Annotated in this window: 20 protein-coding genes and 2 tRNA genes; 3 read left to right on the forward strand and 19 right to left on the reverse strand. The window is 69.5% G+C overall.

Translation table 11 applies throughout. The annotated features are described in order from the left end of the window. Positions 1-381: 381 nt before the first annotated feature. The 13 genes from B9S58_RS36100 to B9S58_RS36160 form a co-directional block, all read right to left on the reverse strand. Positions 382-1,203: a TIGR03936 family radical SAM-associated protein gene (locus B9S58_RS36100; protein ID WP_103536083.1), complete on the reverse strand. Its 822-nt coding sequence runs from the start codon at positions 1,201-1,203 to the stop codon at positions 382-384. 124 nt (positions 1,204-1,327) lie between these two features. After that, positions 1,328-2,485 carry a hypothetical protein gene (locus B9S58_RS36105; RefSeq protein ID WP_103536084.1) on the reverse strand — a complete coding sequence of 386 codons (1,158 nt, stop codon included), beginning with the start codon at positions 2,483-2,485 and terminating at the stop codon, positions 1,328-1,330. Between the two features lie 79 nt (positions 2,486-2,564). Next, positions 2,565-4,493: a TIGR03960 family B12-binding radical SAM protein gene (locus B9S58_RS36110; protein WP_103536085.1), complete on the reverse strand. Its 1,929-nt coding sequence runs from the start codon at positions 4,491-4,493 to the stop codon at positions 2,565-2,567. A gap of 51 nt (positions 4,494-4,544) precedes the next feature. Beyond that, positions 4,545-6,071 carry a CYTH and CHAD domain-containing protein gene (locus tag B9S58_RS36115; RefSeq protein WP_103536086.1) on the reverse strand — a complete coding sequence of 509 codons (1,527 nt, stop codon included), beginning with the start codon at positions 6,069-6,071 and terminating at the stop codon, positions 4,545-4,547. Positions 6,072-6,101: 30 nt separating this feature from the next. After that, the gene (gene rodA / locus B9S58_RS36120) at positions 6,102-7,295 is read right to left on the reverse strand and encodes a rod shape-determining protein RodA (protein WP_103536087.1); all 1,194 of its coding nucleotides are present in this window, start codon (positions 7,293-7,295) and stop codon (positions 6,102-6,104) included. Then, entirely contained in the window at positions 7,295-9,514 is a 2,220-nt protein-coding gene (mrdA, locus tag B9S58_RS36125) for a penicillin-binding protein 2 (RefSeq protein ID WP_103536088.1), read from the reverse strand. The genes rodA and mrdA overlap by 1 nt, the downstream gene beginning before the upstream one ends. A 99-nt stretch (positions 9,515-9,613) precedes the next feature. Further along, positions 9,614-10,279 carry a rod shape-determining protein MreD gene (gene mreD / locus B9S58_RS36130; protein WP_103536089.1) on the reverse strand — a complete coding sequence of 222 codons (666 nt, stop codon included), beginning with the start codon at positions 10,277-10,279 and terminating at the stop codon, positions 9,614-9,616. Between the two features lie 11 nt (positions 10,280-10,290). Next, positions 10,291-11,340 carry a rod shape-determining protein MreC gene (mreC, locus tag B9S58_RS36135; RefSeq protein ID WP_103536090.1) on the reverse strand — a complete coding sequence of 350 codons (1,050 nt, stop codon included), beginning with the start codon at positions 11,338-11,340 and terminating at the stop codon, positions 10,291-10,293. 165 nt (positions 11,341-11,505) lie between these two features. Continuing rightward, entirely contained in the window at positions 11,506-12,525 is a 1,020-nt protein-coding gene (locus tag B9S58_RS36140) for a rod shape-determining protein (protein ID WP_103536091.1), read from the reverse strand. A 288-nt stretch (positions 12,526-12,813) separates the two neighbouring features. Further along, entirely contained in the window at positions 12,814-13,227 is a 414-nt protein-coding gene (gene ndk, locus B9S58_RS36145) for a nucleoside-diphosphate kinase (RefSeq protein ID WP_096631747.1), read from the reverse strand. A gap of 194 nt (positions 13,228-13,421) precedes the next feature. Continuing rightward, on the reverse strand, positions 13,422-13,775 hold the full coding sequence (locus tag B9S58_RS36150) for a DUF4233 domain-containing protein (RefSeq protein WP_103536092.1): 354 nt from the start codon (positions 13,773-13,775) through the stop codon (positions 13,422-13,424). A gap of 7 nt (positions 13,776-13,782) precedes the next feature. Continuing rightward, positions 13,783-15,306, reverse strand: coding sequence for a folylpolyglutamate synthase/dihydrofolate synthase family protein (locus B9S58_RS36155; protein ID WP_103536093.1), 1,524 nt, complete (start codon positions 15,304-15,306; stop codon positions 13,783-13,785). Positions 15,307-15,441: 135 nt separating this feature from the next. Further along, positions 15,442-18,063, reverse strand: a complete 2,622-nt coding sequence (locus tag B9S58_RS36160; RefSeq protein ID WP_103536094.1) for a valine--tRNA ligase — start codon at positions 18,061-18,063, stop codon at positions 15,442-15,444. A 338-nt stretch (positions 18,064-18,401) separates the two neighbouring features. Here B9S58_RS36160 and B9S58_RS36165 point away from each other — a divergent pair, with 338 nt between their 5' ends. Next, positions 18,402-19,421, forward strand: a complete 1,020-nt coding sequence (locus B9S58_RS36165; protein WP_103536095.1) for a hypothetical protein — start codon at positions 18,402-18,404, stop codon at positions 19,419-19,421. 76 nt (positions 19,422-19,497) lie between these two features. Here the strand turns inward: B9S58_RS36165 and clpX are convergent, their stop codons facing one another. The 5 genes from clpX to B9S58_RS36190 form a co-directional block, all read right to left on the reverse strand. Further along, complete coding sequence (gene clpX, locus B9S58_RS36170; protein ID WP_103536096.1) at positions 19,498-20,796, reverse strand: ATP-dependent Clp protease ATP-binding subunit ClpX; 1,299 nt, start codon at positions 20,794-20,796, stop codon at positions 19,498-19,500. A gap of 156 nt (positions 20,797-20,952) precedes the next feature. Next, positions 20,953-21,636, reverse strand: a complete 684-nt coding sequence (locus tag B9S58_RS36175) for an ATP-dependent Clp protease proteolytic subunit (protein WP_103536097.1) — start codon at positions 21,634-21,636, stop codon at positions 20,953-20,955. Positions 21,637-21,718: 82 nt separating this feature from the next. After that, positions 21,719-22,324, reverse strand: coding sequence for an ATP-dependent Clp protease proteolytic subunit (locus tag B9S58_RS36180; RefSeq protein WP_103536129.1), 606 nt, complete (start codon positions 22,322-22,324; stop codon positions 21,719-21,721). Positions 22,325-22,633: 309 nt separating this feature from the next. Next, positions 22,634-24,043 carry a trigger factor gene (gene tig / locus B9S58_RS36185; RefSeq protein WP_181009573.1) on the reverse strand — a complete coding sequence of 470 codons (1,410 nt, stop codon included), beginning with the start codon at positions 24,041-24,043 and terminating at the stop codon, positions 22,634-22,636. Positions 24,044-24,192: 149 nt separating this feature from the next. Further along, positions 24,193-24,269, reverse strand: a tRNA-Pro gene (locus B9S58_RS36190). A 209-nt stretch (positions 24,270-24,478) separates the two neighbouring features. On the opposite strand from B9S58_RS36190, the gene B9S58_RS36195 reads away from it, so the two are divergent. Continuing rightward, positions 24,479-24,552, forward strand: a tRNA-Gly gene (locus B9S58_RS36195). A gap of 81 nt (positions 24,553-24,633) precedes the next feature. Here B9S58_RS36195 and B9S58_RS36200 read toward each other — a convergent pair. Beyond that, complete coding sequence (locus tag B9S58_RS36200) at positions 24,634-24,828, reverse strand: hypothetical protein (protein ID WP_103536099.1); 195 nt, start codon at positions 24,826-24,828, stop codon at positions 24,634-24,636. A gap of 509 nt (positions 24,829-25,337) precedes the next feature. Here B9S58_RS36200 and B9S58_RS36205 point away from each other — a divergent pair. Then, the gene (locus B9S58_RS36205; protein ID WP_103536100.1) at positions 25,338-26,504 is read left to right on the forward strand and encodes an acyltransferase family protein; all 1,167 of its coding nucleotides are present in this window, start codon (positions 25,338-25,340) and stop codon (positions 26,502-26,504) included. Positions 26,505-26,511 lie beyond the last annotated feature (7 nt).

Below are 26,511 nucleotides of genomic sequence, written 5' to 3' on the forward strand. Positions count from 1 at the left end.
TGGCCGGCGTGACGTCCTCTGTGGCGGCCACGGCTCCGCCGGGCGGGCCCGCCGGGCGGGAAGCGGCGCGGCGCCTGCGGCGCGGCGGCAGCTTGTCGCCGGGGGTGTTCTCTTCGTTGTTCCCGGTCGTGCCGGGTTCGTTCGGCTGAGGCATGCGGGCGGTTCTCCCGTCGTGTTCCCGGGCGCCGCGTCTGATTCCGGTCCGGCATGGTCCGCAGTGGTGCGATACCGCCGTCCGGGGCGCGGGCGCCGCACGGGAACTGATGTCTGGCTCGCCGGTTCCGTATGCGGTGTGCGTACGGCCTGGCGAAAGTCTTGTGGTCAGTGCGCGGCCCGACCCAGGTGGCTCCCGGGTCGGAGGGCTGCGCTACAACGACCGCCTTACGCGGAACCTGCGCCTTCCGGCGCCGTCGCGACGGCTGCCCCGGCGACCGCGGAATGTGCGGTCGGGGCGGCCTCGCGGTCGGGCGCGAGCGGGTCGGTCACCGTGCCGGACTCCTCGTCGAAGAGCCCCTGCGCCAGCCTCGTCACCGCAGCGGGGACAGTTCCCCAAGCACTCGGCTGCGCTCGAACAGGGGATGCCCCGTCCGCCACGTCGGCCACTGCTCGGAGACCGGACAGGACGTCGTCGGGTCGCACGGCAGGTGTCACGTGCCGCACAACCAGGCGCAGTATCGCACAGGGCCGCTCGCCCGGCCTATCGGCCGGGGCGTCGAGGACCCGCAGGTCGGCGACGGCTGCGCGGGCGTCGAACGTCCGGATGCCGTTCTTGGCCTTGCGCTGGACCTCCACGGTCTCGGCGTCGTTGAAGGCGGCCACGGCCGCGCGGAGCTCCTCGGGGTCGACGCCGTCCAGGCGCATCTCCCAGACGGAGGCGGTGAGCCGTTCGGCGAGGCCCGAGGTGCGGGCCTCCACCGCGTCGATGATGTCGAGGCCGTCCGGCAGCGAGTCGTCGAGCAGTGCGCGCAGGACGCCGGGGTCCCGGGCCTCGGTGAGGGCGATCTCCAGGAACTCCGCCTCGCTGCCCGTGCCGGTGGGTGCGGCATTGGCGTAGGAGACCTTGGGGTGGGGGGTGAAGCCCGCCGAATACGCCATCGGCACCTCGGAGCGGCGCAGTGCCCGCTCGAAGGCCCGCTGGAAGTCTCGGTGGCTGGTGAACCGGAGGCGGCCGCGCTTGGTGTAGCGCAGGCGGATGCGCTGCACTGCCGGTGCGGGCGGCGGGCCTTCGGGCTGTCGCTTGCCCAGTGGTTCTTCTCCTCGGTGCGGGGCGGGCGCGGTGGCGCGCCGCCCACGAAATTCGGGTGGCCCCCGGGATGCCGCTCCGGACTCACCCCCGCTCGACGATTTTCTCGCCGACCGGAGGGGTCTCGGACGCCTGCGCCGCGCTGGGGACAGTCGTTGCAGTACCCAGAGTACGCGCAGGGATCCCCAGCGGTTCCCGGGACCGTGCGCCGTCCGTGCCACCGGCCAGCGCCCGCCAGACGTCACGGCGCGCCTGACGCACGGTTTCCCGGGCGCTCGCGAGAGCCGCGCGGGCGGCCCGGCCCGCCTCGGTGGCGGCGCGCCGGGCAGGGGCCCACACGGAGTCGCGCACGAAGTGGCCGACGGGGGTGCACACGGTGCGGTACGCCCAGGAGACGGGTGCGCCGATCAGGTGCCACGCGAGCCAGGCGACGGCCCGGCCCACGGCCCGGGAGATGTACCCGGCAATCCGCCAGGCGACCTCGAGAGCGGCGGCGATCTCGCGGCCGACGGGGGCGAGGATCCGGCGGTACGTCCAGGAGGCGGGGGCGACGAGGAGCGTCATGACGAGCCAGGCCACCGCGCCGCCCAGCCCGCGTCCGGTGGCGGCGATCACCCGCCAGGCCCGGCCAAGAACCCACGCCGTGCCCTGCCACAGCTTGCCCAGGACCCACGCCGTGCCCCGCCACAGCTTCCCCAGGACCCACGCCGCGCCGTGGCCGAGCGGAGTGAGGGCGGCTCCGTACAGCCACACCATCGGCACGACCAGGCCGTAGCGCACCACCGGGACGAGCGCGTACCGCCACAGAACCACCGCCGGCAGGACGAGCAGCATGGCGAACAGCCAGAGGAGGCCGGTTCCCAGACCGCGTGCCGCCGGGACGAGCAGGGCCGTGCAGGTCCACCGCAGGCCGTGGCCCAGCGGGGTGAGCACCGAGGTGTACAGCCACTTCAGCGGAATCAGCACCAGGACGCCGATCAGCGTCCCCAGCATCCAGCCGATGGCGCCGAACACCCATTCCAGGCTCTGCCCCAGCCCTCTGGCCATTGCGGCGAGCGCCCGTGCGGCCGGGGGCAGCACGACCCGGTCGAAGGTGTGCCAGCCGGCGGCCAGAACGTCCCAGACCATGCGGACGGGCAGGACCAGGACCAGCACCACGATGCGCACCACGAACCTGACCAGCCTGTTCGGGGCGGTCCCGGGCGCGTACGGGTCGAGATCCTGGTGTTCTCTGTCGTCCATGCCGTGAAGGACGCGAAGACCCGGTCCGCAGTTGCCGGAACCGGGCCTTCGCTTTACCGCGCTGTCGCCGAAGGGCGGGCTACTTGTTCACGACGCTGAGCGGCAGGAGCTTCTTGCCGGTCGGGCCGATCTGGATGTCCAGGTCGAGCTGCGGGCAGACGCCGCAGTCGAAGCAGGGGGTCCAGCGGCAGTCCTCGACCTCGGTCTCGTCGAGCGCGTCCTGCCAGTCCTCCCAGAGCCAGTCCTTGTCCAGGCCGGAGTCGAGGTGGTCCCAGGGCAGGACCTCCTCGTAGGTGCGCTCGCGGGTGGTGTACCAGTCGACGTCGACACCGAACTCGGGCAGCGTCTTGTCGGCGCAGTTCATCCAGAGGTCGTAGCTGAAGTGCTCGCGCCAGCCGTCGAAGCGGCCGCCGGACTCGTAGACCGCGCGGATGACGGAGCCGACGCGGCGGTCGCCGCGCGAGAGGAGGCCCTCGACGATGCCGGGCTTGCCGTCGTGGTAGCGGAAGCCGATGGAACGGCCGTACTTCTTGTCGCCGCGGATCTTGTCCCGGAGCTTCTTCAGCCGGGAGTCGGTGTCCTCGGCACTGAGCTGCGGGGCCCACTGGAAGGGAGTGTGCGGCTTGGGGACGAAGCCACCGATGGAGACGGTACAGCGGATGTCGTTCTGGCCGGAGACCTCGCGGCCCTTGGCGATGACGTTGACCGCCATGTCGCCGATCTGCAGGACGTCCTCGTCGGTCTCCGTGGGCAGGCCGCACATGAAGTACAGCTTCACCTGACGCCAGCCGTTGCCGTACGCGGTGGCGACCGTGCGGATCAGGTCCTCCTCCGAGACCATCTTGTTGATGACCTTGCGCATGCGCTCGGAGCCGCCCTCGGGGGCGAAGGTGAGACCGGAGCGGCGGCCGTTGCGGGTCAGCTCGTTGGCCAGGTCGACGTTGAACGCGTCGACGCGGGTCGAGGGCAGCGAGAGGCCGACCTTGTCGTCGGTGTAGCGGTCGGCGAGGCCCTTGGCGATGTCGCCGATCTCGCTGTGATCGGCGGAGGAGAGCGAGAGCAGGCCGACCTCCTCGAAGCCGGTCGCCTTGAGACCCTTCTCGACCATCTCGCCGATGCCGGTGATGCTTCGCTCCCGCACGGGGCGCGTGATCATGCCGGCCTGGCAGAAACGGCAGCCGCGGGTGCAGCCGCGGAAGATCTCCACCGACATCCGCTCGTGCACGGTCTCCGCGAGCGGGACGAGGGGCTGCTTGGGGTAGGGCCACTCGTCGAGGTCCATCACCGTGTGCTTGGAGACCCGCCACGGCACGCCGGACCGGTTGGGCACGACACGGCCGATGCGGCCGTCGGGGAGGTACTCGACGTCGTAGAAGCGCGGGACGTAGACGCCGCCGGTCTTCGACAGCCGGAAGAGCACCTCGTCCCGGCCGCCGGGGCGGCCCTCGGCCTTCCAGGCGCGGATGATCTCGGTGATCTCCAGGACTGCCTGCTCGCCGTCGCCGACGACCGCGCAGTCGATGAAGTCCGCGATCGGCTCGGGGTTGAACGCGGCGTGGCCCCCCGCGAGGACGATCGGGTGGTCCACGTCACGGTCCTTGGACTCCAGCGGGATGCCGGCGAGGTCCAGGGCGGTGAGCATGTTGGTGTAGCCGAGTTCGGTGGAGAAGCTCAGCCCGAAGACGTCGAACGCGCCGACGGGCCGGTGGCTGTCCACGGTGAACTGCGGCACGTTGTGCTCGCGCATCAGCGCTTCGAGGTCGGGCCAGACGCTGTACGTGCGCTCGGCGAGGACGCCCTCGCGCTCGTTGAGCACCTCGTAAAGGATCATGACGCCCTGGTTGGGGAGTCCGACCTCGTAGGCGTCGGGGTACATCAGGGTCCAGCGGACGTCGCAGCTGTCCCACTCCTTGACGGTGGAGTTCAGCTCACCGCCGACGTACTGGATGGGCTTCTGCACATGCGGGAGCAGAGCTTCGAGCTGTGGGAAGACCGATGCGGCAGACATCTCGCGAACCTTCGTAGCCGGCAGGGGTGACCATCCAGCGTACCCCGGCGCTCAGTGCTTCAGATCCGCGCGCAGTCCGGGGGCGGCGGCTCGGGCCCAGACCCCGGGCAGTTCGCGCTCCCGGGCCTCGGCGGCGGCCTCTTCCCGCCCGTACAGGAGTCCCCAGGTGAACGCGGTCTCACCCGCCGCGTGCGACTGGATCGCGAGCGTGCGCAGGGCCTCACGGGCGACGACGCTGTCCTGGTGGTCGCCGAGGACGGTCTGCACGGCCTTCACGCGTTTGGTGAAGCGCTTGGCGGGCTTGCCGAGCGCGGGCCGGGCCGCCTCGCCCGCGTACCGGGCACGCTTGGCGGCCTTGCGGGCCTCGTGCAGCGCCAGGTCGCGCTCCGGTCCGGGCGGCAGTCCGAGGGCGTGGCCGACGCGGGTGGCGAGGCGGCCGTAGTCCTTGAGCACCGCCCGGGACAGGGCCTTCTCCGGTGCGCGGCCGGCGGCGGGTCGCAGGGGCGGGTCGGCGCTCAGCGCGTCGAGGGCGTCCAGGAGGTCCAGATACCGGTTCCCGTCGAGTACGTCGATGATCCTGCGGCGCGATCCGGTGCTGCGGGCGGCCGACCAGGCGCGGAGGCGGCCGCGCACCGGGCCGAGGGTCAGGGTGGCGGGCAGGGCCTCGACGCGGGTGCCGAGGCGTTCGTCCAGGACTTCCTGGTCGCGGTCGAGGCCCAGTTCGGCGGCCAGCCACTTGAGTTCCGCGCCGAGGGGGTCGGTGAGCTCGCGGTCGAGGAGCTTGCGGTGGGTCTTGAAGGTGCTGCGCAGCCGGCGGGTGGCGACGCGCATCCGGTGCACGGAGTCGGGCTGGTCACGGCGGACGGCGGGGTCGAGGTCGACGATCGTCCGGATCTGTTCGCGTACGTAGGCGAGGACGTGGTCGCCCGCGGTGTGCGGTGTGTCTTTCTCCCGTCCGCTCTCGTCGCGATTCGGTGTCGTCTCCGCCAGTGCCCTCGCGAGCTTCGACGACGACTCCGAGGGGCGTACCCCGGCCTTGCGCAGCCGCTTCTCGACGGCGTCCAGGATCGCGGGGTCTCCGCCGTCGGCCAGCTCGACCTCGATCTCGGTCCAGTCGGCCGTGGTGCCGGCCCCTTCCCCCGCGAGCCGCTCGGCCCGCACCCGGTCGACGCTGACCTCGGCGAGGAGGGTGCCGTCGGCGGTGGTGAGGTGGTGGACGTCGCGGGCGGAGAGCAGCCGGACGGCGGGGGCGATCTCCGCGTGGCGGACCCGGGAGCGGAGGAGGGCGGCCAGGGGGCGCGGCAGGGCGTCGGCGAGGGGTTCGTGGATCTCGTCCCGGATGCCGGTGGCGACGGGGAATTTCAGGTGCCAGCCCTCGTCGGCCCCGCCGGTCCTGCGGCGCAGGGTGAGGGCGTCGGCTGCGAGGCGGAGATCGGCGGTGTCGTAGTAGACGGCGTCGAGCTCGGTCGGACCGCGGTGGACCGTCCGGTCGACCCCGGCCGCCCGGGTCAGGTCGGGCAGCCGGGTGTCGTCGGTGGCTTCGTACTTCCGCTCGATCTCGCGCTTGGTGTCCGCCATGTACGGACACCTACCCGCGACCGCCCGGGTTCAGGCGGACATGGGCCGTTGCACCCTGATGGACTGGAGCAGTCCGATCGCCACCCAGACGGCGAACATCGAGGATCCTCCGTAGGAGACGAAGGGCAGCGGGAGCCCGGCGACCGGCATGATGCCGAGCGTCATGCCGATGTTCTCGAAGGACTGGAAGGCGAACCAGGCGATGATCCCGGCGGCGACGACCGTGCCGTACAGCTCGGTGGTCTCGCGGGCGATCCGGCAGGCGCGCCACAGGACGACGCCCAGGAGCAGGATGATCAGCCCCGCCCCGAGGAAGCCCAGCTCCTCGCCGGCGACGGTGAAGACGAAGTCGGTCTGCTGCTCGGGCACGAACTGGCCGGTGGTCTGGGTGCCTTCGAAGAGTCCGGTGCCGGTGAGTCCGCCGGAGCCGATCGCGATGCGGGCCTGGTTGGTGTTGTAGCCGACGCCCGCCGGGTCGAGCGCGGGGTTGGCGAAGGCGGCGAAGCGGGCGATCTGGTAGTCGTCGAGCAGGCCGAGCTGCCAGATGGCGACGGCTCCGCCCGCGCCCGCGCCGAGGAGGCCGAGGACCCAGCGGTTGGAGGCGCCGGAGGCCAGCAGGACGCCGAGGACGATGACGGCCATGACCATCACCGAGCCGAGGTCCGGCATCAGCATGACGATGGCCATGGGGATGGCCGCGAGACCCAGCGCCTTCGCGACGGTGCGGTGGTCGGGGTGGGCCTGGTCGCCCGCGTCGACGCGGGCCGCCAGCAGCATCGCCATCACGAGGATGATGGTGATCTTGGTGAACTCGGAGGGCTGGATCGAGAAGCCCGCGGGGAGCTTGATCCACGCGTGGGCGCCGTTGACCGTGGTGCCGAGCGGGGTGAGGACCGCGAGGACCAGCAGCACCGAGATGCCGTAGAGCACCGGGACGGCCCCGCGCAGGGTGCGGTGGCCGAGCCAGATCGTGCCGATCATCAGGATGAGGCCGATGCCCGTGTTGAGGGCGTGCCTCATGAGGAAGAAGTACGGGTCGCCCTGGGTGAGGTGGTCGCGGTTGCGGGTCGCGGACCACACGAGCAGCGCGCCGATGAACGAGAGCGCGAGCGCGGCCCCGAGCAGCGGCCAGTCCAGCCGCCGTACGAGGGAGTCCCGCGCGGTCAGCTTGGCCCAGGGGCCCTCGTCGGGGCCGTAGCGGGAGACGGAGAATCCACCTGCCATCAGGGCTGCCTCCCCGTCGCCGCCGGCGATCCGGTGAGTCCCGGCTGGCCCGCGGGCCGCACGGGCAGTTGCTCTTCCGGCTCCACCGGCTGTCCTTCCGGCTCGATCGGGGTGGGGTCGTAGGGCTTGACCTTCGGGGCGTGGATCGAGCCGTCGGGCTGGATCTTCGGCAGCGCTTTCTGGGGCTTGGGCAGCAGGGCCCTCTTCAGGTCCTGGTTGCCTTCGGCGTCGAGGCCGTAGAGCGCGTCGTAGATCTTGCGGACGGCGGGCCCGGAGGCACCGGAGCCGGTGCCTCCCTGGGAGATCGTCATGACGATCGTGTAGTCGTCGGTGTAGGTCGCGAACCACGAGGTGGTCTGCTTGCCGTACACCTGGGCGGTGCCGGTCTTGGCGCGCATCGGGATCTTGTCCTGCGGCCAGCCGCCGAACCGCCAGGAGGCGGTGCCGCCCTCGACCACCGAGCGCAGCCCCTTGTCGAGGTCCTTGATGGTCTGGGCGTCGACCGGCAGCTTGCCGCTGACCTTGGGCTTGATCTCCTGGACGCTCTTGCCGTCGGGGCTGATCACGGCCTTGCCTACGGTGGGCTCGTGGAGGGTGCCGCCGTTGCTGATGGCGGCGTAGGCGGTGGCCATCTGGATGGGGGTGACGAGGACGTCCCCCTGGCCGATCGCGTAGTTGATGCTGTCGTAGGCCTTGAGCTGGTTGCCTTCGAGGCAGTTCTCGTAGGCGATCTGCTGGACGTAGGTGCCGCCCTTCTTGCCCTCCTTGCACCAGGCGTCCTTGTTCGCCTCCCAGAAGTTCTGCTTCCACTCACGGTCGGGGATGCGGCCCTTGACCTCGTTGGGCAGGTCGATGCCGGTCTCGGAGCCGAGCCCGAAGTCGCGCGCGGTGCGGTAGAACCAGTCCTTGGCGTCCTTCTTCGGCTTTATGCCGCCGTCACGCACCCACTCGTCGTGGCCGAGGCGGTAGAAGACGGTGTTGCAGGAGTACTTGAGCGCGTCGCCCAGGGTGATGGGGCCATGGCCCTTGGACTCGAAGTTCGCGAAGGTCTGGTTGCCGAGACTGTAGGAGCTGCTGCACTGGTAGAGGTCGTTGAAGGCGTGACCGGCCCGCACGGCCGCGCTCGCGGAGACCACCTTGAAGATGGAGCCGGCGGGCGCCTGGCCCTGGATGCCCCGGTTGAGCAGCGGGTAGTTGGACTTCTCGCTGGTGAGCTTGGCGTACTCCTTGCCGGAGATGCCGCCGACCCAGGCGTTGGGGTCGTAGTCGGGCTGGGAGGCCATCGACACGACCCGGCCCGTCTTCGACTCCATGACGACGACGGCGCCGGAGTCGGCCTCGTACTTCCGGCCGGTGATCTTGTCGGTCTCCTGGCGGACGGTCTTCATCGCCTGGGCGAGCTCGTACTCGGCCACTGCCTGGACGCGGGCGTCGAGGCTGGTGACGACGCTGGAGCCGGACACCGCCGGGTCGTTCTCCGCCTCGCCCATGACGCGGCCGAGGTTGTCGACCTCGTAGCGGGTGACGCCCGCCTTGCCGCGCAGCTCCTTGTCGTACGTGCGCTCAAGTCCGGAGCGGCCGACCTGGTCGGAACGCAGGTAGGGCGACGGGCCGTCCTGCGCCTTCTGGATCTCCTCGTCGGTGACGGGCGACAGGTAGCCGAGGACCTGTGCGGTCTTCGCCTTGCCGGGTGCGGCGTAGCGGCGTACGGCGGTGGGTTCGGCGGTGATGCCGGGGAAGTCCTCGGCGCGCTCGCGGATCTGGAGGGCCTGCTGGGTGGTGGCCTCGTCGGTGACCGGGATCGGCTGGTAGGGCGAGCCGTTCCAGCAGGGCTGGGGGGTCTTGGAGTCGCAGAGGCGGACCTTGTCCCGGACGTCCTGGGCCTTCATGTCCAGGACGTCGGCGAGGCGGGTGAGGACGCCGACGCCGTCGTCCTTCATCTTCAGCAGCTCGGTGCGGCTGGCGGAGACGACGAGGCGGGTCTCGTTGTCGGCGAGCGGTACGCCGCGGGCGTCGAGGATCGAGCCGCGCACCGCGGGCTGGACGACCTGCTGCACCCCGTTGCCCGCGGCTTCGGCGGTGTACTCGTCGCCGTTGCGGATCTGGAGGTACCACAGGCGCCCGCCGAGGGTCAGCAGCAGCGAGAAGACGAGGACCTGGATGACGATGAGCCGGATCTGGACCCGCTGGGTCCGCCCCGTCTCGGGAATGTTGCTCACGCGGTGCCCCCTGTGGTGGTCCTGCTGGGGGCACGGGGGTCGTCCCCCGGGAAGTACAGCCTCACGGAGCGCCCCCGGCCTCCTCGGTCGCGTACGGGGTCACAGTCGCTTGACCCCCTTGATCCTGCCCGCGCGGGCGGCGCGGTTGCGGGCGGCCTTGACGCGCAGGCCGCCGCGCTGGTTGCCGATCCGCAGACCGGTGCCCGAGGCGAGCCAGCCTGCGGCGACGTCGTTGCCGCCGGACGAGGCCTCGGCGAGCGGGTCGTTCTCGGTGCGTCTGGCCAGCGCCATGATGAGCGGCACAGTGAAGGGCGCCAGCAGCAGGTCGTAGATCGCGGCCGTGAACAGCAGGCTGCCCAGGCCCACATGGCGGGCGGCGGTGTCGCCGACGAGCGCGCCGACTCCCGCGTACAGCAGGGTCGTGCCGATCGCGGCGGCGACGACCACGGCCATCGGGGCGAAGGCCGACTTCAGCTGCCCGTTCTCCGGCCGGGCCAGGCCCGCGAGGTAGCCGATGACGCAGAGCACCAGGGCGTAGCGCCCGGCGGCGTGGTCGGCGGGCGGGGCGAGATCCGCGAGGAGGCCCGCGCCGAAGCCGATGAGGGAGCCGCTGACGGGCCCGTACACGAAGGCGAGTCCGAGGACGGTGAGGAGCAGCAGGTCGGGGACGGCGCCGGGGAGCTGGAGGCGGGCGAGGACGGAGACCTGGACGACGAGGGCGACCACGACCAGGGCGGTGGAGAGCAGAGTCCGGTTGATGCGCATGGGGATCAGCTCTACTCCTGGTCGTTGGCCGCGTTGTCGGGTTGGGCGTTGCCCTGCTGGTCGCCCGCCGCGTCACCGGCGGCGTCGCCGCCCGGCTTCTCGTTGATGTTGCCGACGACCTTGCCGGAGCCGTCGACGAGGTCGCCGTTGGGCTGGACCGTGACGGTGACCGTGGGGGTCGGCTTCGGCTTCGTCTTGACGGGCTTCTTGGGCAGGACCGTGTCGCGCGGGTCCTCGCGGGGCGCCTGCACGACGACGCCGACGATGTCGAGCTTGGTGAACCCGACGTACGGCTTCACGTAGACGGTCCGGGTCAGTGCGCCGCCGGAGGGGTCGACGCGGACGACCTCGCCGACCGGGACGCCGGGCACGAAGGGCTTGTCCTTGCTGGAGCCGAAGGTGACCAGCCGGTCGCCGGCCTTCACCTTCGCCTTGCCGTTGAGGAACTGCACCGACAGCGGGCGCGAGCCCTGGCCGGTGGCGAAGCCGAGCTCGTCGGTCTTCTCCATCCGGGTGCCGACGGTGAAGTCGGGGTCGTTGGCGAGCAGGACCGTCGCGGTGCTGGGGCCGACGGTGGTGACCCGACCGACCAGCCCCTCCCCGTTGAGGACGGTCATGTCGCGGCGGATGCCGTCGTCCGATCCGGCGTCGATGGTGACCGTCCAGGAGAAGCCCTGGGCCGCTCCTATGGCGATGACCTCGGCGCCCTTGATGCCGTACTGCCCGGCGCCGGCGTTCTTCAGCATGGCGTCGAGCTGGCGGACCCGGCTGTTGGTGCGGTCGTCGCTGCCGAGCTTGGCCTTCAGCGCGGCGTTCTCCTGCTCCAGGGCGGAGATCCGGTCGTGCCGGTTGCCGGAGTCCCGCACCGCGCCTATGGCGTTGCCCACCGGGTCGACCGCGGCCGCGACGCCGTTCTCGACCGGCCCGAAGACGGTGGCCGCGGCCTGCCGTGCGCCGTCGACCGGTGACTTCTCGCCGCCTCGGATATCCACCGTGATCAGGGCGAATGCGATGGCGATCAGCAGCACCAGGAGCAGCCGGCTCTCTCGTGTGTCCCTCACGTGCGGCGGCCGTGCCTTCCTCGTCGGAATGTTCGTGCCTGTTTGTACGTGGCTGTCGTTGCGTCAGCACCCGCGTGCCTCGGTACGTGTACAGCAACGGTCTGACTCAACGATCCGGCGGGCGGAGCCGCGGCGTCCGCGCGCCGGATCGGTTGATGTTCCGTCCTAGCGGCGCGGCTGGGCGTCCAGCACCTGCTGGAGCGCCTCGAACTCCTCGACGCACTTTCCGGAGCCGAGCGCCACCGAGTCCAGGGGGTCCTCGGCGATGTGGATCGGCATGCCGGTCTCGTGGCGCAGCCGCTCGTCCAGACCGCGCAGCAGCGCGCCGCCGCCGGTGAGGACGATGCCGCGGTCCATGACGTCGCCGGACAGTTCGGGCGGGCACTTGTCGAGCGTCGTCTTCACGGCGTCGACGATCGCGTTGACCGGTTCCTCGATGGCCTTGCGGACCTCGGCGGCCGAGATGACGACCGTCTTGGGCAGTCCGGAGACCAGGTCGCGACCGCGGATCTCGGTGTGCTCGTCCTTCTCCAGCTCGAACGCCGAACCGATGGTGATCTTGATCTGTTCGGCGGTCCGCTCACCGAGGAGGAGCGAGTACTCCTTCTTGATGTGCTGGATGATGGCGTTGTCCAGCTCGTCACCGGCGGTGCGGATCGACTGGGCGGTGACGATTCCGCCGAGCGAGATCACGGCGACCTCGGTGGTGCCGCCGCCGATATCGACGACCATGTTCCCGGTGGCCTCGTGGACCGGAAGGCCGGAACCGATGGCCGCGGCCATGGGCTCCTCGATGATGTGCACCTGGCGCGCGCCGGCCTGGGTGGACGCCTCGATGACGGCGCGGCGCTCGACCCCGGTGATACCGGAGGGCACACAGACGACGACACGGGGGCGGGCCAGGTAGCGGCGCTTGTGGATCTTGAGGATGAAGTAGCGGAGCATCCGCTCGGTGATCTCGAAGTCGGCGATCACGCCGTCCTTCAGCGGCCGCACGGCAACGATGTTGCCCGGCGTGCGCCCGATCATCTTCTTGGCCTCGGAGCCGACCGCCAGAATTCCGCCGGTATTGGTGTTGATGGCCACGACGGACGGCTCGTTCAGGACGATGCCGCGCCCCCTGACGTACACCAGCGTGTTGGCAGTCCCGAGGTCGATAGCCATGTCACGGCCGATGAACGACATTGAGTTCCCCTTGTTCCCCATGAGGATGCGTCGGGCCTTCCCAAGAAGCGAGGATGGCTTGTTCTGGTAGGCGAGTTTGGCGCTACGGGCGTGGAAGCTTCCATCGTAATGCCGTATGCACGGACACAGCGCGAGGATCCTTCGCCATGGCGAGCGGAACGTGTGCCCGTCCTACCCATGGTGACGTTACGTCGGAGGGATGCGTTCCCGCGATCCCGAACCCTATGCGGAGGGGCGACCGAATTACTTCGGTCGCCCCAGGCGTACAGCGCTGTTTGGCCGATCAGGTCAGGAAAGTCCCGGGAAGAAAAGCTTCAGTTCTCGCTCCGCGGACTCCTCGGAGTCCGAGGCGTGGATGAGGTTCTCGCGGGTGATCGTGCCGAAGTCACCGCGGATGGAGCCGGGCGCGGCGGCGATCGGGTCGGTGGGGCCGGCCAGGGCACGGACGCCCTCGATGACCCGCTCGCCTTCGGCCACCAGGGCGACGACGGGGCCGGATGCCATGAACTCCACGAGCGGCTCGTAGAACGGGCGGCCCTTGTGCTCGCCGTAGTGCTGCTCCAGCGTCTCCTGGTCCAGGGTGCGCAGCTCCAGCGCGGTGATCCGCCAGTCCGCCTTGCGCTCGATGCGGCCGACGATCTCGCCGATCAGGCCACGGCGGACCGCGTCGGGCTTGAGCAGGACGAGAGTGCGCTGAGTCATGTACGGCTCCTTGCAAGGCCAGGCATACGGGTGCGGTGAGGGCGAGATTACAGGGGTACGGAGACGGGTCTGCGCCCGGGTTCACCGAGGGTCACCTTCGGGCCCCGGATTTCCGGGGCCCCGGGGGCCAGGTTCCAGGGCCCCGGGGGCCAGGTTCCAGGGCCCGGGCAGGCGGCTCCGGTGGGCTCATGGCCTCAGGCCGCGGCCTCGCCGGCTTCCTGCTCGGCGGCCCAGTTGGCCTTGGCCTCGTCGATCTTGCGGCCGTAGTGGATCGAGGCCCACCACAGACCGCCGAAGGCCAGCCCCAGGATGAACATCGTCGGGACCACGAAACCGCTCAGGACCAGCGCGATCTGCAGTGCCCAGCCCAGCTGGACACCGCCGGGCCGGGTGATCATCCCGCACAGCAGCACGGACAGGGCCATGCCGATGCCGCACACCGTCCAGACCACGGCCATGGAGGCGTCGTCCAGCTTCATCGCGACGAGACCGGCGAAGCCGATCACGAAGAACTCGCCGATCAGTGTCGAGGCGCAGAGCGTCCGCATCGGTGTCTCAGCCCCTTCCCAGCAGCAGCCGGGCTTCGCCGACCGTGATCACGGATCCGGTCACCAGCACCCCGGCGCCCGCGTACTCGTCGTCCTCCTCGGCCAGCGTGATCGCCGCCTCCAGCGCGTCGTCGAGACGCGGCTCGACCTGGACCCGGTCGTCGCCGAAGACCTCGACGGCGACGGCGGCCAGCTCGTCCGCGTCCATCGCGCGGGGCGTGGAGTTCTGCGTGACGACGATCTCGGCGAAGATCGGCTCGAAGGCCTCCAGGAGCCCGCGGGCGTCCTTGTCGCCGCTCGTTCCGACCACGCCGATCAGCCGGGAGAAGCTGAACGCCTCGGAGATGCCGTCCGCCGCAGCCTTGGCTCCCGCCGGGTTGTGCGCGGCGTCCAGCACGACGGTCGGGCTGGAGCGCACGACCTCCAGACGGCCGGGCGAGAGCACCGAGGCGAACGCCTTGCGGATCGCGTCGATGTCGAGGGAGCGGGCCTGCTCGGCGCCGATGCCGAAGAACGCCTCGACGGCGGCGAGCGCGACGGCCGCGTTGTGCGCCTGGTGGGCCCCGTACAGCGGGAGGAAGACCCCCTCGTACTCGCCGCCCAGCCCGCGCAGGGTCAGCAGCTGTCCGCCGACCGCGATCTCGCGCGAGGTGACGCCGAACTCCATGCCCTCGCGGGCCACGGTGGCGTCCACCTCGACGGCCTTCTTCAGCATCACCTGCGCGGCGTCCACCGGCTGCTGCGCCAGGATGACCGTGGCGCCCTGCTTGATGACCCCGGCCTTCTCCCCGGCGATCTCGGCCGGTGTGGTGCCGAGCCGGTCGGTGTGGTCCAGCGAGATCGGGGTGACGACGGCGACCGTGGAGTCGATGACGTTGGTGGCGTCCCAGGTGCCGCCCATGCCGACCTCGACGACCGCCACGTCGACGGGCGCGTCGGCGAAGGCCGCGTACGCCATTCCGGTGAGGACCTCGAAGAAGGAGAGCCGGTAGGGCTGCTGGGCGTCGACCATCTCGACGTACGGCTTGACGTCCTCGTACGTCTCGATGAAGCGCTCGGGCTCGATCGGGGAACCGTCGAGGCTGATCCGCTCGGTGATCGACTGGACGTGCGGGGAGGTGTAGCGGCCGGTGCGCAGCTCGAAGGCGTTGAGCAGGGCCTCGATCATGCGGGCCGTGCTGGTCTTGCCGTTCGTGCCGGTGATGTGGATGGAGGGGTAGGCGCGCTGCGGCTCGCCGAGGACGTCCATCAGCGCGGCGATGCGCGTGACGGACGGCTCCAGCTTGGTCTCACCCCAGCGTCCGGCGAGCTCCTGCTCCACCGCGCGCAGCGCCTTGTCGGTCTCGGGGTCGGCCGGGCGGGCCGGGACCGCTTCGCCCTGCGGGTGGCCCGAGTGGGCGCGCAGCGTGCGGCTCCCGGCCTCGATCACCGCCAGGTCGGGGTCGCGCTGGGTCGCTTCGTCGACGATCTCCTCGAAGGTGTCGTCGGGATCGGACGCGTCGTGCCGGTCTGAAGGGCGGGGCTCACTCACGCGCCCAGTCTACGGATGGGCGCCGACATCGCACGCAGCGCCCGGCACAGTGCGGAGCGGCGGGACCCGGAGGGCGTACGGCGAAGCCCCCGCGCCCCGGTCGGTCGGGGTGCGGGGGCTTCGTCCTGAAGCTGATCAGCTCTGCGGGAGGCCCGCCAGCTGGGCGCCGATCCGCTCGATGTCGGCCTCGGCCTTGGCGAGCCGGCCACGGATCTTGTCGACCACGTTGTCCGGGGCCTTGGCCAGGAAGGCTTCGTTGCCGAGCTTCCCGGTGGCCTGGGCCTTCTCCTTCCGCGCGGCCTCCAGGTCCTTCGTGAGGCGCTTGCGCTCGGCCGCCACGTCGATCGTGCCGGACAGGTCCAGGGCGACGGTGGTCCCGGCGACCGGGAGGGACGCGGTGGCCTGGAAGTCGTCCCCGGCGGGCTGGAGCCGCAGGAGCTGGCGGATGGCCGCCTCGTGCGGGGCGAGCTCCGTGCCGGTCAGGGTCAGCCGGGCCGGGACCTTCTGGCCGGGCTGGAGGCCCTGGTCGTTGCGGAAGCGGCGGACCTCGGTGACGACCTGCTGGACCAGCTCGATCTCCTTCTCGGCCGCGTCGTCGCGGAAGCCGGAGTCGCCCGGCCACTCGGCGATGACGATCGACTCGCGCCCGGTGAGCGCGGTCCACAGCGCCTCCGTGACGAACGGGACGATCGGGTGCAGCAGCCGCAGCATCACGTCCAGGACCTCGCCGAGGACCCGGCCGGAGACCTCGGCCGGGCGGCCGCCCGCGAAGAACGTGGTCTTGGACAGCTCGACGTACCAGTCGAAGACCTCGTCCCACGCGAAGTGGCGCAGGGACTCACTGATCTTGGCGAACTGGAAGTCGTCGTAGAACGCGTCGACGTCCGCGACCGTCTTGTTCAGTCGGGACAGGATCCAGCGGTCGGTGACCGACATCTCCTCGACCGCGGGCAGGTCGCCCTCGATCGTGGCGCCGTTCATCAGGGCGAAGCGGGTGGCGTTCCAGATCTTGTTGGAGAACTTCGCCGAGCCCTGGACCCACTCCTCGCCGATCGGGACGTCGGTGCCGGGGTTGGCGCCGCGCGCGAGGGTGAAGCGCAGGGCGTCGGAGCCGTACTTGTCCATCCAGTCCAGCGGGTTGACCACGTTGCCGAAGGACTTCGACATCTTCTTGCCGTGCTCGTCGCGGACCATGCCGTGCAGGACGATGGTGGAGAACGGCGGGACGCCGTCGTTGACGTACAGGCCGAACATCATCATCCGGGCGACCCAGAAGAAGAGGATGTCGTAGCCGGTGACCAGGACGGAGTTCGGATAGAACTTCGCGAGGCTGTCGGTCCGTTCGGGCCAGCCGAGGGTGGAGAACGGCCACAGGCCCGAGGAGAACCAGGTGTCCAGGACATCGCTGTCCTGGGTCCAGCCCTCGCCGGTGGGCGCCTCGTCGTCCGGTCCGACGCAGACGACCTCGCCGTTCGGGCCGTACCAGACGGGGATGCGGTGGCCCCACCAGAGCTGGCGCGAGATCGTCCAGTCGTGGAGGTTGTCGACCCAGTCGAAGTAGCGCTTCTCCATCTCCTGCGGGTGGATCTTGACGCTGCCGTCGCGGACCGCGTCGCCGGCGGCCTTGGCGAGCGGGGCGACCTTGACCCACCACTGGAGGGAGAGACGCGGCTCGATGGTGGTCTTGCAGCGCGAGCAGTGCCCGACAGAGTGGACGTAGGGCCGCTTCTCGGCGACGATCCGGCCCTCGGCGCGCAGTGCGGCGACGATGGCGGAGCGGGCCTCCAGGCGGTCCAGCCCCTGGAAGGGGCCGGGGACGGTGATGACCGCGCGCTCGTCCAGAACGGTGAGGAACGGCAGGTCGTGGCGTTTGCCGATCTCGAAGTCGTTCGGGTCGTGCGCGGGCGTCACCTTGACGGCGCCGGTGCCGAACTCGGGGTCGACGTGGTGGTCGGCGACGACGGGGATCGTGCGGTCGGTCAGCGGCAGGTTGATCTGCTTGCCGACCAGGTGCTTGTAGCGCTCGTCGTCTGGGTGGACGGCGACGGCGGTGTCACCGAGCATCGTCTCGGCGCGGGTGGTGGCGACGACGATGGTCTCGTCCCCGTCCCCGTACGTCATCGAGACGAGCTCGCCGTCGTCCTCCTGGTACTCCACCTCGATGTCGGAGATCGCGGTGAGACAGCGGGGGCACCAGTTGATGATGCGCTCGGCGCGGTAGATCAGCCCGTCGTCGTACATCTGCTTGAAGACGGTCTGGACGGCCTTGGACAGGCCCTCGTCCATGGTGAAGCGCTCACGGGACCAGGCGACGCCCTCGCCCAGGCGGCGCATCTGGCCGGAGATCTGGCCGCCGGACTCGTTCTTCCACTTCCAGACGCGCTCGACGAAGGCCTCGCGGCCCAGGTCGTGGCGGGACTTGCCCTCCTTGCCGAGCTCGCGCTCGACGACGTTCTGGGTGGCGATGCCGGCGTGGTCCATGCCCGGCTGGTAGAGCGCCTCGTAGCCCTGCATCCGCTTCCGGCGGACGAGGGCGTCAATCAGGGTGTGCTCGAAGGCGTGGCCCAGGTGGAGGGATCCGGTGACGTTCGGCGGCGGGATGACGATGCTGTAGGGCGGCTTGTCGCTGTGCTCGTCGGCTTCGAAGTAACCACGCTCTACCCAGCGCTCGTACAGCTTCCCCTCTACATCGGCCGGCGCGTACTGGGTCGGCAGTTCGGGGTTGCTGGCTGGCTGCTGCGATGAGTTCTCGGTCACGGGAGACAGTTTAGGGCCGTCACAGCTCTGCACTGAAACGGATTGGTTCAGTAACGGTGTCCGGCTCGGTCCCCCATGTCAGGACGGCTTCCGTCAGGATGTTCGCAACGCATAAGGACCGACCGGCTCGTGGAGGGCGGGAGAAGGAGCGGGGCTGGGTGCGTGCAGCTGCACGGCGGAGGATTGAGTCAACGCGGATGGGGCCTCCCCTGCTCGAGCGAAGCCGAGAGCTTGGGGAAGTTGGTGATTGACGACAACGCCGCAGATGCGCGTGCCCAGCCCCGCGACGCCGCCCTTCACGAGTCGGTCGGTCCGAGAATTCTGGAGGGGACACCGCAATGAGCTACAACCAGCCGGGCCCGTACGGCGGGCAGCCGCCGCAGGGCCAGCCCGGACCGTACGGACAGCAGCCGGGCCCGTACGGCGCCCCGCCGCCCCAGGGCCCCCCGCAGGGCCAGCCCGGCTACGGTTACCCGCAGCAGGCCCCGCAGGGCGTCCCCCCGCAGCAGCCGAACCCGTACGGGCAGCCCCCGCAGCAGCCGCAGGGTTACGGCTACCCGCAGGCCCAGCAGCCGGGCCCGCACGGCCAGCAGCCGCCCGCGCCTCCGCACGGCCAGCAGCCGCCCGCGCCTCCGTACGGCGGACAGCTGCCGCAGCAGCCGAAGAAGAAGACCGGGTTGATCATCGGTGGCGCCGTGGTGGCGCTGGCGGTCATCGCGGGCGGGGTGTACTTCCTGACCTCCGGTGGCGGCAACAGTGACGTGGCGGACTCCACGAAGGGGTACAAGCTGACACCCCCGGCCTCCGTGGAGGACTACACGAAGGACCCGTCCAAGCCCGCGCCGTCCGGCCCGGTCACCGGCGAGGACAAGGCCGAGGCCGAGGCCATGGGGGTCAAGAACGCCAACAAGGCAGGGGCCCAGTACCAGAGCGGCACCAAGGACAACCCCCTCACCCAGAAGGCGCTCATCTTCGAGGGCGTCTGGGGTGAGGTGTCGGACCCGGCGAAGACGCTCGACAATGCCTTCGTCAAGGCCGAGAAGAACATGACGAAGAACACCGGCAGCAACAACACCGTCTCCCTGGTGGGCAGCCCCAATGAGTTCAAGCCGGACGGCTTCGACGGTGCGCTGATGAAGTGCCAGGACCTCAAGGTGGTCAACGACAAGGCCGACGGCACCGCCGCGAAGGGGCCGAAGGAGTTCACCATTCCGGTGTGCGTGTGGGCCGACTACAGCACGGTCGGCATCGTGGGGAATGTCGATATCGGCTCGGCACTGACGGGTAAGGCCCTGCCTCAGGAGGAGGCGGCCGCCCTCGCCGCCAAGCTCTACAACACCTCCCGCAGCAAGATCTGACCGCTCAACGCCGAAGGGGCGCTCACCGGTCGACCGGTGAGCGCCCCTTCGGCGTATGCCGTGCTGCTACGTGCCGTTACGCCGACTTCTCGTGCCGGCCGCCGTCGTTCTTGCCGATCGTGCGCGGCTCGCGCGGGACCAGCGTCGGGTTGACGTTGTTGCGGACGACGTCCGGGGTGATGACGACGCGGGCGACGTCCTTGCGGGACGGGACCTCGTACATCACGGACTGGAGGACTTCCTCCATGATCGCCCGCAGACCGCGCGCGCCGGTCTGCCGCAGGATCGCCTGGTCCGCGATGGCCTCCAGCGCCTCACGCTCGAACTCCAGCTCCACCCCGTCGAGCTCGAACAGCCGCTCGTACTGCTTGACGAGGGCGTTGCGCGGCTCGATGAGGATCTGGAGCAGGGCCTCGCGGTCCAGGTTGTGGACCGAGGTCAGCACGGGGAGACGGCCGATGAACTCGGGGATCATCCCGAACTTCACCAGGTCCTCCGGCATGACCTCCTGGAACTGGTCGCTCGCCTGGATCTCCAGCTTGGAGCGGATCGTGGCGCCGAAGCCGATGCCCTTGGCGCCGGCCCGGGACTCGATGATCTTCTCCAGGCCGGAGAACGCGCCGCCCACGATGAACAGCACGTTCGTCGTGTCGATCTGGATGAACTCCTGGTGGGGGTGCTTGCGTCCGCCCTGCGGCGGGACGGAGGCGGTGGTGCCCTCCAGGATCTTCAGCAGGGCCTGCTGCACGCCCTCGCCGGAGACATCGCGGGTGATCGACGGGTTCTCGCTCTTACGGGCGACCTTGTCGATCTCGTCGATGTAGATGATCCCGGTCTCGGCCTTCTTGACGTCGTAGTCGGCCGCCTGGATCAGCTTGAGCAGGATGTTCTCGACGTCCTCGCCGACATAGCCGGCCTCCGTCAGCGCCGTCGCGTCCGCGATGGCGAACGGGACGTTGAGCATGCGGGCCAGCGTCTGCGCGAGGAGCGTCTTACCGGAACCCGTGGGGCCCAGCAGGAGGATGTTCGACTTGGCGAGCTCGATCGCGTCCTCACGACCGGCGCCGCCGCCGTTCTCCCCGGCCTGGACCCGCTTGTAGTGGTTGTACACAGCGACCGAGAGGGCCTTCTTCGCGGGCTCCTGCCCGACGACGTACCCCTCCAGGAACTCGTAGATCTCGCGAGGCTTGGGAAGCTCTTCCCAGCGGACCTCGCTCGTCTCCGCGAGCTCCTCCTCGATGATCTCGTTGCAGAGATCGATGCACTCGTCGCAGATGTACACACCGGGTCCCGCGATGAGCTTCTTCACCTGCTTCTGGCTCTTTCCGCAGAACGAGCACTTGAGCAGGTCGCCGCCATCACCGATGCGTGCCACGAGGTGCTTCCCCTTCGCCTGGGAGACGCCTGGTTCAGCGCCTCCTGGTGCCTCTGTCCGACGGTACCTTGCCTGGGCCCCCGTTCGGGCCCCCCTTGGCACGGTTCACACGGCCGTGGCCGTGCGAACGGAATGTGCCAAGGGGAAAGACCGACGTCAGACCGATGCGCCCGCGGTGGTCTTGCGGGTGGAAACGATCTGGTCGACCAGACCGTACGCCAGGGCGTCCTCGGCCGTGAGGATCTTGTCGCGCTCGATGTCCTCGCTGATCTTCTCCAGCGGGGTCGTCGAGTGCCGGGCCAGCATCTCCTCCAGCTGCGTGCGCATGCGGAGGATCTCGTTGGCCGCGATCTCCAGGTCGGAGAGCTGCTCGCGGCCCGTCTGCGAGGACGGCTGGTGGATGAGCACCCGGGCGTGCGGGAGCGCCATGCGCTTGCCCGGGGTGCCCGCGGCGAGCAGGACGGCGGCGGCGGAGGCCGCCTGGCCCATGCAGACCGTCTGGATGTCCGGCTTCACGAACTGCATCGTGTCGTAGATCGCGGTGAGCGCGGTGAACGAGCCGCCGGGGCTGTTGATGTAGATCGAGATGTCGCGGTCGGGGTCCATCGACTCCAGGCACAGCAGCTGCGCCATGACGTCGTTGGCCGAGGCGTCGTCGATCTGGACGCCCAGGAAGATCACGCGCTCCTCGAAGAGCTTCGCGTACGGGTCGTACTCGCGCACACCCTGCGAGGTGCGCTCCACGAAGCGCGGGACGACGTAGCGGTTGTCCACCTGCGGGCCGGTGTAGAGGCCGCTCGCGGAGGCGCCGGTGTAGTTGTTCATGTGGGTCTTCACCATCCTGGTGGCGTTCTGGGGCTGGAGGTCTCGGCGTACGAGAGGGTCGTGCGGGAGTGGTGCCGATGGTCCGGTGGATACCGGATCAGGCACCGGTGCCGCCGCCGCCCGGGATGCCCGACGCGACCGTGATGATCTCGTCGATGAGGCCGTAGTCCTTGGCCTCCTCCGCCGTGTACCAGCGGTCGCGGTCGCCGTCGCGGATGATCGTCTCGACGGTCTGGCCGGAGTGGCGGGCGGTGATCTCCGCCATCCGCGTCTTGGTGCGGAGCAGGTACTCGGCCTGGATCTTGATGTCCGAGGCGGTGCCGCCGATACCGGCCGAACCCTGGTGCATGAGGATGTCGGTGTTCGGGAGCGCGAAGCGCTTGCCCGCGGCGCCGCCGGTGAGCAGGAACTGGCCCATGGAGGCGGCCATGCCCATGCCGATGGTGACGACGTCGTTGGGGATGTACTGCATGGTGTCGTAGACCGCCATGCCGGCCGTCACCGAACCACCGGGGCTGTTGATGTAGAGGTAGATGTCCTTGTCCGGATCAGCGGCAAGGAGGAGAAGCTGGGCGGTGATCTTGTTGGCGATGTCATCGTCGACCTGCTGACCGAGGAAGATGATGCGCTCGCCGAGCAGTCGGCTGTAGACCTGGTCACCGAGGCCTCCACCGAGGGACGGCTCTCCGGCGGCGTAGGGCATCAGATTCGTCACGTATCCACCTGCTCGTCTCTGACGGCTCCGGCCGTCTCAGCGTCTTCGTACCGGGCGGGTGAAGCCACTGCCCCACCCTTCCTCTTCATGGACCCTAACGCGCAGGTGGGACAACGCCATCCCGCTTCCGCAACTGTTCGCTGGGAGCGCAAGGTCCGCAGTGGGCACAAGAGTTCCGGGGCCGCACAGCGATCGTGGGACGCGACGGGGATACGGCGACGGGCCCCGGACGCGTGGTGCGTCCGGGGCCCGTCGTGCCGGTCGGCGCGGAGGCCGTCCTGCGGATCGGGACGAGGCTCAGGCCTCGTTCTTCTCCTCGGCCTTGCCCTCCGCCTTGTCCTCGGCGGCGGCCTCGGCCGGCTCCGTGGTCTCGGCGGCGGCCTCGGCCGGCTCGTCCTCGTCCTCGAGGTCGACGACCTCACCGTTGGTGTCGACGACCTTGGCGGCCTCGACGACAACAGCGAGCGCCTTGCCACGGGCGACCTCGCCGACGAGCATCGGCACCTGGCCACCCTCGACGACCGCCTGGGCGAACTGGTCGGGGCTCATGCCGGAGGACTGCGCGCGCCGCATGAGGTGCTCGGTGAGCTCCTCCTGGTTGACGTTCAGCTTCTCCTTGTTGACGAGCTCGTCCAGGATGAACTGGGTCTTGATGCCCTTGATGGCCTGCTCGGAGGTCTCGTTCTCGAACTCCTCCAGGGTCTTGCCCTGGATCTCGAGGTACTTCTCGATGTCGAGACCCATCTGGCCGAGCTGGTGGTGCTCCAGGTTGTGCTTGCGGGTCTGGACCTCGTCCGCGAGCAGCTTCTCCGGGATCGGGACCTCGGCGAGCTTCAGCAGCTCCTCAAGGACCCGCTCCTGGGCCTGGGTGGCCTGGTCGTACTGCTTGGTGGACTCCAGGCGCTTGCGGCTGTCGGCCTTCAGCTCCTCCAGCGTGTCGAACTCGCTGGCCATCTGGGCGAAGTCGTCGTCCAGCTCGGGGAGCTCACGGGCGGCGACGGCGGTGACCTTGACGGCGACCTCCGCGGCCTTGCCCTCGGCGGAGCCGCCCTTCAGCTCGGAGGTGAAGGTGGCCTCGCCACCGGCCTCCAGGCCGGTCACGGCCTCGTCGATGCCGTCGAGGAGCTCGCCGGAACCGATGGTGTACGAGACACCTTCGGCCACGCCGTCCTCCAGGATCTCGCCGTCGACCTTGGCCTCCAGGTCGATGGTGACGACGTCGCCGTCGGCGGCGGCGCGCTCGACCGGGTTGGTGGCGGCGAAGCGCTCACGGAGCTGCTCCACGGCCTTCTCGACCTCTTCGTCGGTGACCTCAAGGGCGTCGACGGTGACCTCGATGCCGGAGTAGTCCGGGATCTCGATCTCGGGGCGTACGTCAACCTCGGCGGTGAAGGCCAGCAGCTCGCCGTCCTTCAGCTCGGTGATGTCGACCTCGGGCTGGCCGAGGACGTTCAGCTCACCCTCGTTGACCGCCTCGGTGTAGAACTTCGGGAGGGCGTCGTTGACGGCCTCCTCCAGCACCGCACCGCGGCCGAACCGCTGGTCGATGACCCGGGCAGGGATCTTGCCCTTGCGGAAGCCCTTCACCGTGACCTGCTGGTTGATCTTCTTGTACGCCGCGTCGAGGCTGTCCTTGAGCTCCTCGAAGGGCACCTCAATGCTGAGCCGAACCCGAGTCGGGTTCAGGGTCTCCACGGCGCTCTTCACGGTTCGGTCTCCTTGGGGCTGACTTCTTGGGGTTCTGCTGGGCCGCCGAATGGCGGCTTCGCGGACCGAGCCCGGTACATCAGACACACGGGCACGCATTTTGCATAGTAACGGCAAGGGGGAGGACTCCCACAATGCGATCTTGCTGGTGGTCGGGGTGGCCGGATTCGAACCGACGACCTTCCGCTCCCAAAGCGGACGCGCTACCAAGCTGCGCCACACCCCGTCGGTGCGACACGTAGGGTACATGCACGGGAGCCGTGGGTCCGCCGCTTTACGGAGCAGCGCCACCGGGTCCGGCCCGTATCCCCGTATCCCGGCCCAGGTCCGATCCGGGTTCGGTCCGGCGGTCGGCACAACAGGTGTGCGAGCACCGCCGCCGACCCGCTACGATGCTCCTCGTGCCGCGGTCCACGGACCTGCGGTGCGCCGCTTGCGGGCGTAGCTCAATGGTAGAGCCCTAGTCTTCCAAACTAGCTACGCGGGTTCGATTCCCGTCGCCCGCTCCACGCAGTCGAGGGCCGGGCCGGAGGATGATCCTCCGGCCCGGCCCTCGCGCGTTGCGGGCCCCGGACGCCGGGTCACGGGCCTCAGAAGCTGATCTGGTTGATGGTGTCGGCTATCGAGTTCATGAACCTGTTGATCGACGGGGCCATGCCGGTCGACGCCAGGAAGAAGCCGAAGAGCACGGCGACGACCGCGGGACCGGCCTTGATGGAGCCGCCACGGATCATTACCACCAGGATGACCGCGAACAGCAGCACCATAGACAGTGAAATAGCCACGTCTGATCACACCCTCGGTCGGTCCGCCTTGCCGGCCCGGAAGCGTGCACCGCCGCGCGCCCCGTCACCCCTATCGTGCCACCAACTCCCCCGTGGTTGCTGCCGGGTGACAGAACGGAGTGGCGGGATCCCGCCATCCTTCACGGGCCGGTGCGGGCGCGGCGACAGCCACCGGGCAACCCCCTCCCCGCCCCGTGCGCGGTGAGCGCCCGGAGTGCCCGGGAGCCGCGCCGCGCTCGCGCTTTCTGTGTGCCGGCTGTGAAATTCCCGCAGCCGAATATCCACCGCAGCGATCGTTTCCGCATCCCCACACTTCATTCACAGCCAATTGACGGCATGGATGCGACGTAATTCACTCCGGTCAACAGCCTGCCGGTATGCCCCATTTGAGCAGGACCAAGGGTGTCATAACGGGCAGCGCTCGATGGATTCACATTCGAATAGAGGGCAACACGCGATATCTTCCCGTAGTTTTACGCCAGGCAATCGACCGGTCTAAGGTGCCTTAGATGTTCCAAGCTCCGAGCGTATTCCAAAGGGCCCCGCTCCCCCCGGCGACCCGGGAGCCGGAGCCCAGACACGAGCAGACGCCCACCGCCACGGCCCTCCTGCCCGCCCCCGAGCCCGGTGCGCCGGGCGCAGCCGCTCCGGCGCCCGCGGCGGCGAGGAAGCGCGATCCCTACTTCGACAATGTGAAGTATCTGGCCATCGTTCTCGTCGCGGTGGCGCACGCCTGGGAACCCGTGATGGACGGCAGTCGCACCACCCGGGCGCTGTACATGATCGTGTACACGTTCCACATGCCGGCCTTCATCCTCATCTCCGGCTATTTCTCGCGGTCGTTCGATATGACACCGTCCAAGGTGAAGCGGCTGATCACCTCGGTCGCGGTGCCGTACGTGCTGTTCGAGACGGCCTATTCGCTCTTCAGGCGGTACGCGGACGATTCGCCCGACACGGCGATCAGCCTGATCGACCCGTTCTTCCTGACCTGGTTCCTGATCGCCCTGTTCGTCTGGCGGGTGACCACGCCGATCTGGCGCACGCTGCGCCATCCGCTGCCCGTGGCGCTCGCCATCGCCGCGCTCGCCTCCGTCTCCCCCGACATCGGCGACGACCTCGATCTCCAGCGGGTGCTGCAGTTCCTGCCGTTCTTCGTGCTCGGTCTGCTGATGAAGCCCGAGCACTTCCAACTGGTCAGACGGCGCGAGGTGCGGCTGCTGTCCGTACCGCTGTTCGCCGGGGCGCTGCTCTTCGCGTACTGGGTCGCCCCGCACATGCGGCTCGGCTGGCTCTACCGCGCCAACAGCGCGCAGGAGATGGACGCCCCGTGGTGGTCGGGCGCTGTGATGACGCTCGGGATGTTCGGCTGCGCCCTGGCGCTGACGGTCGGCTTCCTGGCCTGGGTCCCCGGCCGGGCCAGGTGGTTCACGGTGCTCGGCGCCGGCACGATCTGCGGCTATCTGCTGCACGGCTTCCTGATCAAGGGGGCCGAGTACGCGGGGCTGTTCGACCGCTACACCTGGCTCTCCGGCCCGGCCGGACTGGTCGTCGTCTCGCTCGTGGCGGCGGTGGCCGTGACGCTCATGTGTACCCCGCCGGTGGGGCGCGCCCTGAAGTGGGCCACCGAGCCGGACATGGCGTGGGCGTTCCGGAAGGACCCCGCGAAGCGCTGAGCTCTCG

The sequence above is a fragment of the Streptomyces sp. SM11 genome (assembly GCF_002910905.1).
Lineage (GTDB): Bacteria > Actinomycetota > Actinomycetes > Streptomycetales > Streptomycetaceae > Streptomyces.